At 60.1% G+C, this 8,960-nt stretch carries 5 protein-coding genes, 1 tRNA gene, 2 rRNA genes and 1 pseudogene (1 of these 9 running past the window's edge); 4 read left to right on the forward strand and 5 right to left on the reverse strand.

Annotation, left to right across the window (positions count from 1 at the left end; genetic code table 11):
- Positions 1 to 252 precede the first annotated feature (252 nt).
- Both IE053_RS05915 and IE053_RS05920 read left to right on the forward strand, forming a co-directional pair.
- Positions 253 to 1,572 (forward strand): ArnT family glycosyltransferase, encoded by a 1,320-nt coding sequence (locus tag IE053_RS05915; RefSeq protein ID WP_189573269.1) that lies wholly within the window; start codon positions 253 to 255, stop codon positions 1,570 to 1,572.
- A 117-nt stretch (positions 1,573 to 1,689) separates the two neighbouring features.
- Positions 1,690 to 3,141: an NAD(P)/FAD-dependent oxidoreductase gene (locus IE053_RS05920; RefSeq protein ID WP_229786075.1), complete on the forward strand. Its 1,452-nt coding sequence runs from the start codon at positions 1,690 to 1,692 to the stop codon at positions 3,139 to 3,141.
- Positions 3,142 to 3,222: 81 nt separating this feature from the next.
- Here the strand turns inward: IE053_RS05920 and ctlX are convergent, their stop codons facing one another.
- The gene (gene ctlX, locus IE053_RS05925; RefSeq protein ID WP_189573272.1) at positions 3,223 to 4,161 is read right to left on the reverse strand and encodes a citrulline utilization hydrolase CtlX; all 939 of its coding nucleotides are present in this window, start codon (positions 4,159 to 4,161) and stop codon (positions 3,223 to 3,225) included.
- 274 nt (positions 4,162 to 4,435) lie between these two features.
- Here ctlX and IE053_RS05930 point away from each other — a divergent pair, with 274 nt between their 5' ends.
- A complete protein-coding gene (locus IE053_RS05930) occupies positions 4,436 to 5,509 on the forward strand; it encodes an RHS repeat-associated core domain-containing protein (RefSeq protein ID WP_189573275.1) in 1,074 nt (357 codons plus the stop codon).
- Positions 5,510 to 5,521: 12 nt separating this feature from the next.
- Positions 5,522 to 5,779, forward strand: coding sequence for a hypothetical protein (locus IE053_RS05935; protein ID WP_189573278.1), 258 nt, complete (start codon positions 5,522 to 5,524; stop codon positions 5,777 to 5,779).
- 417 nt (positions 5,780 to 6,196) lie between these two features.
- On the opposite strand, the pseudogene IE053_RS05940 reads toward IE053_RS05935, so the two are convergent.
- The 4 genes and pseudogenes from IE053_RS05940 to IE053_RS05955 form a co-directional block, all read right to left on the reverse strand.
- Positions 6,197 to 7,227: pseudogene (locus tag IE053_RS05940) on the reverse strand (IS110 family RNA-guided transposase).
- Positions 7,228 to 7,687: 460 nt separating this feature from the next.
- Positions 7,688 to 7,764 (reverse strand) — tRNA-Met (locus IE053_RS05945).
- A 92-nt stretch (positions 7,765 to 7,856) separates the two neighbouring features.
- Positions 7,857 to 7,971, reverse strand: a 5S ribosomal RNA gene (gene rrf, locus IE053_RS05950).
- Between the two features lie 108 nt (positions 7,972 to 8,079).
- Positions 8,080 to 8,960, reverse strand: a 23S ribosomal RNA gene (locus tag IE053_RS05955) (it continues 1,975 nt past the right edge of the window).

The following is an 8,960-nucleotide window of genomic DNA, read 5'->3' on the forward strand; positions in this document are numbered from 1 at the left end:
CAGAGGCTCATTTTGCCAAGTCTCCAGAGCCGGAAGGGCTCGACTCCTCAGCAAGGTGGTTTATTCACGCTTTTGCGCCGCTTCTCCCTATGGTTGTTCCTCGCGCTTTTTGCGGTGGTCGCGCTGTCATTTTGGGACGGGTACGGCCCTCGTGATACGGAGCGTTACATCAGGGCGGCACTGGACTGGGTTAGGACGGGTGATCCGGTCACGGACAACCATTGGGCACTTCGCTGGCCGCTCACGGCAACCATGGCGGGTGTGTTCAAGCTCTTCGGCCCGAGCGCTTTCGGTGCCGCCGTTCCGAACATCCTCGCCGGGGCAGGACTGGTGGCTGTCAGCTTCCTCTACGCCCGTCGGCTGACGCCGCGCTTCACGGCGGAGATTCTTTCCGTCTTCATCGCCACGTCCGGATTCTTCGCCATGCAGGCGAACGAGGTGCGGATCTACGGCATCGAGATCTTTTTCACGGTGCTGGCCATGTGGTCGATGCTGCTGGCGATCCAGACGAACAATGCCCGTGAAAGGACCATCCAGCTGATGGTCGCCGGACTGGGCGTGGGCGGTGCATGGCTGTGCCGGGAGAGCAGCTTTGTCCTCGGCCCGTTTCTTCTCGTTGTCGGTTTCTTTTCGCTGCAGAGACCTGTTCGGACGCTGATCCCCTTCGTGCTGACGGCAGGCGGTGTCCTGGCCGTGGAGCTTGCGAGCTACTGGCTGCTAACCGGCGATGCCTTCTACAGAGTCAACGAGAGCCTCAATCACGGCGAAGGGAGAGGCAACACGAAACCTTTCGAGTTCGCCGCAGAGAACGAGGACTTCGGCTGGTTCATCATCCACCCGTGGGTGAAGCTCCTCAGCTACCCCACGGTCACTCCGATCGTAGGCCTTGCAGGCCTCGCTGGGCTTCTCGCATTCTGGAAGCGCGTGTCAGTCCCGTTCCTGACAGCGGTCGTGTTCATCGGCGGGGCGATCGTCGCCTTTCTCGGCAATGGCTACGTGCTGAGCCTTGAAACCGTCGAATATTACCCTCTGGTCGCGTACAGCGCCTATGTCGTGCTTGCCCTGGTCATCGCCCAACTCATCGCTCGCGGGGGCGGCTGGCGCCGCGCCGCCCTTGGGTTTTTTGCATTAGTGATCGTGACGAGCTTCGCCGGAGAAGCCTTCCGCGACGATGGCGAATACCGGGAAGCCAATGACCTGGCTCGGCTCATCTTGGAGGATAGGCAGCCGATCTGGACCGACGTCGCGACGCGGGAGCGGGTCATCCTCCTGCTCGAACTGGCCGGGAAATCGCCAGAGGAAGCTGAGGCCCTCGTCCCCAAATGGGACCGGGACAATCCCGCCAGTGAGGGGCTCCTCTACGTCGCCGCACCGATCGGGCCGTTCTATTTCCTGCGCACGGTGCCGCAGAATTGCTCAGTCATCGACGAGCGGAAGGTCAGGGACCTTGGCTGGTCGAAGGCTCTTGCCCGCAGGTTTTTTGCCCTGTTCTCCCTTGAGGAGCGTCTGCACCCCAGCCTGCAACCCCCACCGCCCGTTCTCCTGTGCCAACTTGGCGCTGCTGCAGCGTAAGACTTCGGAAAAAAAGCTGTGCTATTTACAAAGGCGACGAGAATAACTTGACGATGGTGCTCGCATCGCGCTGATTTCTGTGTTGCAGAGCAATATACGCTCATAGAGGGGACACTGGTGAGCTTCGATCAGCCTGACGAGAAAATGCGTGCCGTCGTGATCGGCGGTGGACCGGCGGGTCTTGCCGCTGCCTACACACTTCAGTCGCAGTCCGACGAATGGCGCCCGGTCGTCTACGAAATGGGCGACATCGTCGGCGGTATTTCGCGGACCGAGAACAACAAGGGGTACCGGTTCGATATTGGCGGGCACCGGTTCTTCACCAAGGTCGAGCGGGTGACCGATTTCTGGCACGAGGTGCTGGAGGACGAGTTCATCACGCGCCCTCGGCTGTCGAGAATCTACTACGAGGGCAAGTTCTACGCCTACCCGCTCAAAATCTTCAACGCGCTTGCAAATCTCGGCCCGATCGAGGCCGTGAAGATCATGGCGAGCTACGGCTACCGCATGGTTCGTCCGCACCCTGCTGAAGACAATCTTGAGCAATGGGTGTCCAACCGTTTTGGCGACCGTCTCTACAATACGTTTTTCAAAACGTACACGGAGAAGGTCTGGGGCATGAAGTGTACGGAGATCCGTGCAGACTGGGCAGCCCAGCGCATCAAGAACCTCAACGTGGCCAAGGCCGTCTGGAATGCCATCTCAGGCGCCAATGACACCGTCAGCTTGATCGAGGAATTCGAGTATCCCCGCCTCGGTCCGGGCCAGATGTGGGAAGTCTGCGAAGAGAAGATCAACAAGCGAGGCGGCCACGTCCAGAAAAAGACGGAGGTTGTCAAAGTCCATCGCGATGGCAATCGCGTCACCGGGATCACCATCAAGCCGCGCGGCGGTGAGGAAGAATTCGTCCCGGGCGATGCGTTCATCAATTCGATGGACCTCAAGAACCTGATCTATCGCTTCGACCCACCCCCGCCGCAGGAGGTGATCGAGGCCGCTAACAAGCTGAAATATCGTGACTTCTTGATTGTCACGCTTGTCCTTGATGATGCTGATCCGTTCCCGGACAACTGGATCTACATTCACAGCCCGGAAGTGAATGTCGGCCGCATTCAGAACTTCCGCGCCTGGTCGCCGGACATGGTACCTGACCCCAATACATCGTCCATCGGCATGGAGTATTTCTGCCACGAGGGCGATGGCCTCTGGGAAATGTCTGACGAAGACCTGATCAAGCTTGCCGGCAAGGAACTCGAACACATCGGCCTGTCGAAGGCAGACCGCGTCAAGGACGGCATGATCATTCGTCAGCCCAAGGCCTATCCGGTCTACGATGGCGAATACATGGAAGCCCTCGACGTGATCCTCGACTGGATCGACACCCTGAAGAACTTCCAAACCGCAGGTCGGAATGGGCTTCACCGCTACAACAACCAGGATCACTCGATCCTCTCGGCGATGTACGCCGCAGAGAACATTCTCGGCGCGAACCATTCGGTCCGCGACGTGAATGTCGACCGTGCCTACCACGAGGAATTCACAGTCGACGAGAAGCAAAAAGCCGGTTAGGCGCTTCGCCACCGACCTGCCGTCAGCGAAAGAGCCCTACTTCACAAACGTTGGGCTTTCCTTCCATCCGCGCCGCGGTGCTCAGGCGGTTGCTGACTTCTTCAGCGGAAGGTGGATCCCCGCCATCATGCAGCGGGCACTCCCGCCTGACTTTTCGATGGTTGACAGCTCTGGCGTGACCACAGCGACGACACGCTCAAGATCAGCCTGCTGGTCGCGTCGCAGGCTGTTCCACGCTCGCCGGGAGATCACGAGAACGGGACCGTCGCAACCGTCGACCTCAAGCGCGTTGCCCGCAAAAGCAGCAATCTGGTCATTGTCGAGCTCTATCAGGAGCCTGTCGGTCGCTTCGATCCTGCGGCGGAGAAGCAGCAGCTCGTCGGGATAAGGAACGGAGTCAAACCCAACCAAAGCCGTTTTCTCGCCGAGGCTCATCATCACGTTGGTGTGGTAGATAGGAACGCCTGCACGATCGACCGCTGTGAAGACCTGCGGCACGTAATCGAGCGTCTCGCAGAGCTTGGCGAGTACGCCAGTATCGGCCCTTTGCGAACGGGCCATGAAGGCAACCCGTTCTTGATGATCAAAAACGACCGCCCCGGTGCCCTCGAGATAAGCTCCGTGCTCCTCATTGCCGGCGAGATCGACAATGCCGGTGATTTCGTGAAACTTCGCGAGCGCCTCGAAAACATCGCGGCGGCGCTCTCTTCTGCGGGACTGGGCTAACATCGGGTACTGAACAATCAGTCCCGAATGGTGTGTCGAAAACCAGTTGTTCGGGAACACCGCGTCCGGCGTATCTTCACGCTCCTGGCGGAAACTCATCACCGTCACGCCGGCCGAACGCAAGGCGGCCTTCATGGCATCGAACTCCGCGATAGCCTTCGGTCTGTCGCCAGCCGCCTCCGTGGTCTGAAACCGGTTATCAGGCGCAGTTTCAGCGTTCACGCCGAAGTAGTCCGGCCTGACCATCACGACTGCAGACGGGTTCTGCGAGAGGGGTGTACGGGTAGAGGTCATCGGACAGGTCATTTTCGCGAATCGCCCAGTCGTCAACCGTGGGCTGCTCCGCGAGGGTGACGACGCAGCGCTCGCTCGGGCCGGGCGGCTGGAGCAGACGACGGGCCCCTGGGGTTCGTCCTGGTACAGGTATGATCTCGTCGGAAATATCACCTATGCGGAGCGTTCGTCGACCGATGCTCCGTCGGTCCTCAAGGTCTATGACTACGACAGCCGGGGTAATGTAACTGGTGATGGGAAATTCACCTACACCTACGATCTCTCCAACCAACCGGTGCGTGTTCGCGGCGGAGCCGTCGCTGACTACCGGTACGATGGCGCCTTCAAGCGTGTCGTCTCAACCTTGAACGGGAATGTCCGCTATTCAGCCTACGGCCAGACCGGCAGCCTCCTGTTCCAGGACTACCGGCCCACGGCGCCAGGAGACCGTGAGGTCACCGAGTATGTCCGGGCCGCGGGGATGACGCTCGCGCGGATTGAGGCCGTCGAGACCGGGGCGGGGACGGTGATGTCCATCAGCCACACCCACCACGATCACCTCGGTAGCCCGCTTGCCGCGACCGACGCCCAGGGAGTTGTGGATTGGCGAGAGGACCGGACGCCTTTTGGTGAGATTTGGGGCGCATCAGCAGCAGCCAATGACGACAAACCGTTCTTCACCGGGCACGTCCGCGATAGCGCCACCGACCTCGTTTACATGCAGGCACGGTACTACGATCCTGTCGCGGCGCGGTTCCTGGCAAACGATCCCGTGCCGTTCGCCCCCGACCGGCCGGACATGTTCAATCGGTATGCCTATGCCGCAAACGATCCCGTGAATATGATCGATCCGGATGGAAGGTTCTCAAACCCTGCGATTGACCGGCGGGCCGATACGATGATGGCCCTGTCGCAACAGGAGAAGGCCGCAGTTATCGGTGCAATGACAGACTTCACGCCTGTTGTTGGGGACATCAAGGGAATTGCCGAAGCAGTTCAGAACCCATCGATATCAAATGTGGTTGGCGCTGGAATTGGCTTCGTCCCACTTGTTGGTGACGCGGGGAAAGCTGCCCTTAAGCATGGAGATGAGGTTGCCGGGGCGCTTCGCGGAGGACGAGCGCCGGAGTTCGACGGCGGGGAAATCACTGAAAGTGGCTTCCTAGACAAACCAACAGAATACCTCGGCGAAGGATATTCTGAGGCGAGTCCGGGTCGCTATGTCTCCTCGGACGGAACCCGACAGGTTCGGTATAGGAGCCACGAAACGCGCAACCCGAACAATCATCACGGTCACTTTGAGAGTGTCGAGAATGGGCGCGTCACTGAGAACACGAGCGTAAAGATCATCCCGGACGAACCTAAATAGGGCAACACGACCATGACCGAAGTTCTTGTGGCTCAATATCTCTTTCCGTCCCCGTCCTCGGGGAAAACCACGCACCTTACGCCTGCAGGAGTCGAGACGGACTTTGACGAGCTGAAAATCGTCAAGTACGGGCCTAGAGAGTACAACCTTCTCTACTTCCGACGTGGAGAAGAGATTACCGATACAGGACATGGCAGTCTGGATGAGGCTCTGGAGCAAGCAAACTTCGAGTTCGGTATCACCAAGGAAAACTGGAAGTTCGCGAACTGAGAACAGCCTAAAGAACCCGTTCCTCATCTCCCCCTAACGGCCCGGCGGTCCGCATTTGCCTGATCACACACAACGCATGTGTGGACGGCCCTTTGTTGGCAAGGGGTTGGTTCGGCGTTCGTGCATGGTGGCGTCTGGGGCTTTGGATGCGGGTCATGTGTCCGGCCTCTTGGGTGGCGGTGAGTTGTCCGCCGGGCCTTGATGAAGTTCGCTTGGGCTCGGCTCCCGATCACAGGGGCGCGCTCATGGCCCGGAAGGCTTGGCGCTGTGCGTTATACGGGGTGGTCCGAACCTGATCGCAAAGACCTTGGGTGCCATCGGTGCACATCGGCTTTGGCCCTTGCCGAACCGGGGACGGTGCGGCGACGTCTGTGCTGGTTCTCCTTCTTCAGCTGCTACGGGTTCAGGGGCTCGCGGTCACGCGGCGGCGGGGTCGCGGCGGAACACCTCGACGGTGGCCATGACGGCGTAGGCGACCCTCGCAAGTTTGTTGGCGAGAGCGACGCTGACGAGCCTCTTCGGCTTGGTCTCGGCGAGCCTTCTGGCCCACAGGTGAAGGGGCGACGTCGCCTTGGTGCCTGGTCTGAGGACAGCCGTAGCACCCACCACCAGAAGGGTGCGCAGATACCTGTCCCCCATCTTGGTGATGGCTCCGAGGCGCGCCTTGCCGCCGGTGGAGTGCTGCTTGGGGACGAGGCCGAGCCAGGCGGCAAAGTGGCGGGCGGAGGTGAACTGGCTGCCGTCCCCGACGGTGGCGGCTATGGCCGAGGCGGTGATCGGTCCGATACCGGGGATGGTGACGAGGGCCTGTGCGACGGGGCTTTCCTTGTGTTGCGCTTTGATCGCCTGCTCGAGGTCCGCGATCTCAGCTGACAACGTGTCGAGTTGTCTTGCGAGAGCCCGAAGCGCTCTTCGGGCCACGGGTGGAAGGCGGGGGTCTGTCTCGCCCTCAATGATCGCGACGAGCTCGCCCATCCGCCAGGCTCCTCTTGGCGCCACGATGCCGAGTTCGGCGAGATGGCTGCGCAAAGCGTTCATGACTTTGGTCCGCTGTCCGACCAGGAGCTCGCGAGCGCGGTGCAGCATGAGGGCGCTTTGGTCGTCGGTACTTCTGACCGGGCCGAAGCGCATGTCCGGCCGTGTCACCGCTTCGACGATGGCGGCGGCATCGGCTGCGTCATTCTTCTGCCTACGCACGAAGGGCTTCACATAGGCGGGCAGCATCAGCCGGACCTCGTGGCCGAAGCGAGAGAGCTCGCGCGCCCAGTAGTGGGCCGAACCGCAGGCCTCGATCCCGACGAGGCAAGGCAGCAGCGAGGTGAAAGCTCGAAGCACCTCGGAGCGGCGCAGGGCTTTTTGAAGAGCGCTTTGCCTTCGCGGTCGGCGGCGTGAAGATGGAACACGGACTTCGCAAGATCGAGACCGATCACGGCAGGGGCTTGAGACATGGCAGGGTCCTCTGGGCTGATGTTACAACGGACCTCTTCTGCCACCACAGAGCAGCGGCGGCAGGGCCGTCCACATCATCACGGGGTGCCTGGGGCGCTCTGGGCCAGTGTTCATGCGGGGCCCACGGGCTTGTCCGGAAAGTTCGCGCTGTTCGGTTATCGGTATCCGATGGGTGCCGGGAGCCAGGGTTTATGGGGTCTACGGCGGATACGTGGTGTAGCCCTCATGCGCCGGAGATGCACCGATTGACCTGAGCCCTTAGGCGCCCTCGTTCATTTCGAGAGTCCTTGGGGGTGATAGCTGATGGTTGGGTTGATGGCGAGCGCGGTGATCTCAACAACCACACCCCGGCACACAGATGCCGCTGGAGGAGGCCGTCCACCCCATCAGGTCAGGTCAGGCCAGACAGACTGACCAAACATCGGACACAAAAAAGCCCCGCTAAAAGCGGGGCTGAATTGGGTGCGGGAGCAGGATTTGAACCTGCGACCTTCAGGTTATGAGCCTGACGAGCTACCGGGCTGCTCCATCCCGCAACAACTGCGTTGTAGCGATCAAGGTCCACATAGAACCTACGCTGCAGAAGCCGGTCATTACCGTAAAGAGGGTTAGAATGCTCGCTCGGCAGGCCTGGCGACGACCTACTCTCCCACGGCTTAAGCCGGAGTACCATCGGCGCTGCAGGATTTAACGACCGTGTTCGGGATGGGAACGGGTGGGGGCCCTGCGCAATAATCACCAGGCCGGCAGAATGAGCATCCTATATACGAGAGTCTTAGTCTTCGAACGAACCATAGCGCGGGCCGTTCGCCGCGCATGGGCATGAAATCCATACCTTGGAAGGCATGGGAACGATCAAGCCGATCGAACAATTAGTACCAGTCAGCTACATGCATCGCTGCACTTCCACACCTGGCCTATCAACGTGGTGGTCTTCCACGGTTCTCAGGGAAATCTAGTATCGAGGGCGGCTTCCCGCTTAGATGCTTTCAGCGGTTATCCGTTCCGTACATAGCTACCCAGCTGTGCCGCTGGCGCGACAACTGGTCCACCAGAGGTACGTCCACCCCGGTCCTCTCGTACTAAGGGCAGCTCCTCTCAAATTTCCTACTCCCACGGCAGATAGGGACCGAACTGTCTCACGACGTTCTAAACCCAGCTCACGTACCGCTTTAAATGGCGAACAGCCATACCCTTGGGACCTGCTCCAGCCCCAGGATGCGATGAGCCGACATCGAGGTGCCAAACAATGCCGTCGATATGGACTCTTGGGCATCATCAGCCTGTTATCCCCGGCGTACCTTTTATCCGTTGAGCGATGGCCCTTCCACGCGGGACCACCGGATCACTATGGCCGTCTTTCGACTCTGCTCGACTTGTCAGTCTCGCAGTCAGGCTGGCTTATGCCATTGCACTCAACGAGCGATTTCCGACCGCTCTGAGCCAACCTTCGCGCGCCTCCGTTACCATTTAGGAGGCGACCGCCCCAGTCAAACTACCCGCCACGCAGGGTCCCGGATCCGGATAACGGACCGCGGTTAGACATAAACGAAAGCAAGGGCGGTATTTCAATGGTGGCTCCACAACAACTGGCGCTGCTGCTTCAAAGCCTCCCGCCTATGCTACACATGCTGTCGCTCATGCCACTGCGAAGTTGTAGTCAAGGTGCACGGGGTCTTTCCGTCTGACCGCGGGTACTCCGCATCTTCACGGAGAATTCAGTTTCGCTGAG

It is taken from the genome of Parvularcula lutaonensis, assembly GCF_014651915.1.
Taxonomy (GTDB): domain Bacteria; phylum Pseudomonadota; class Alphaproteobacteria; order Caulobacterales; family Parvularculaceae; genus Parvularcula; species Parvularcula lutaonensis.

Excerpts from the sequence above, each read along its gene's own strand:
- IE053_RS05915 (WP_189573269.1), top strand. The coding sequence starts at position 253 with ATGGCGGGTGTGTTCAAGCTCTTCGGCCCGAGCGCTTTCGGTGCCGCC.
- ctlX (WP_189573272.1), bottom strand. The coding sequence starts at position 4,161 with ATGACCTCTACCCGTACACCCCTCTCGCAGAACCCGTCTGCAGTCGTG.
- IE053_RS05935 (WP_189573278.1), top strand. The coding sequence starts at position 5,522 with ATGACCGAAGTTCTTGTGGCTCAATATCTCTTTCCGTCCCCGTCCTCG.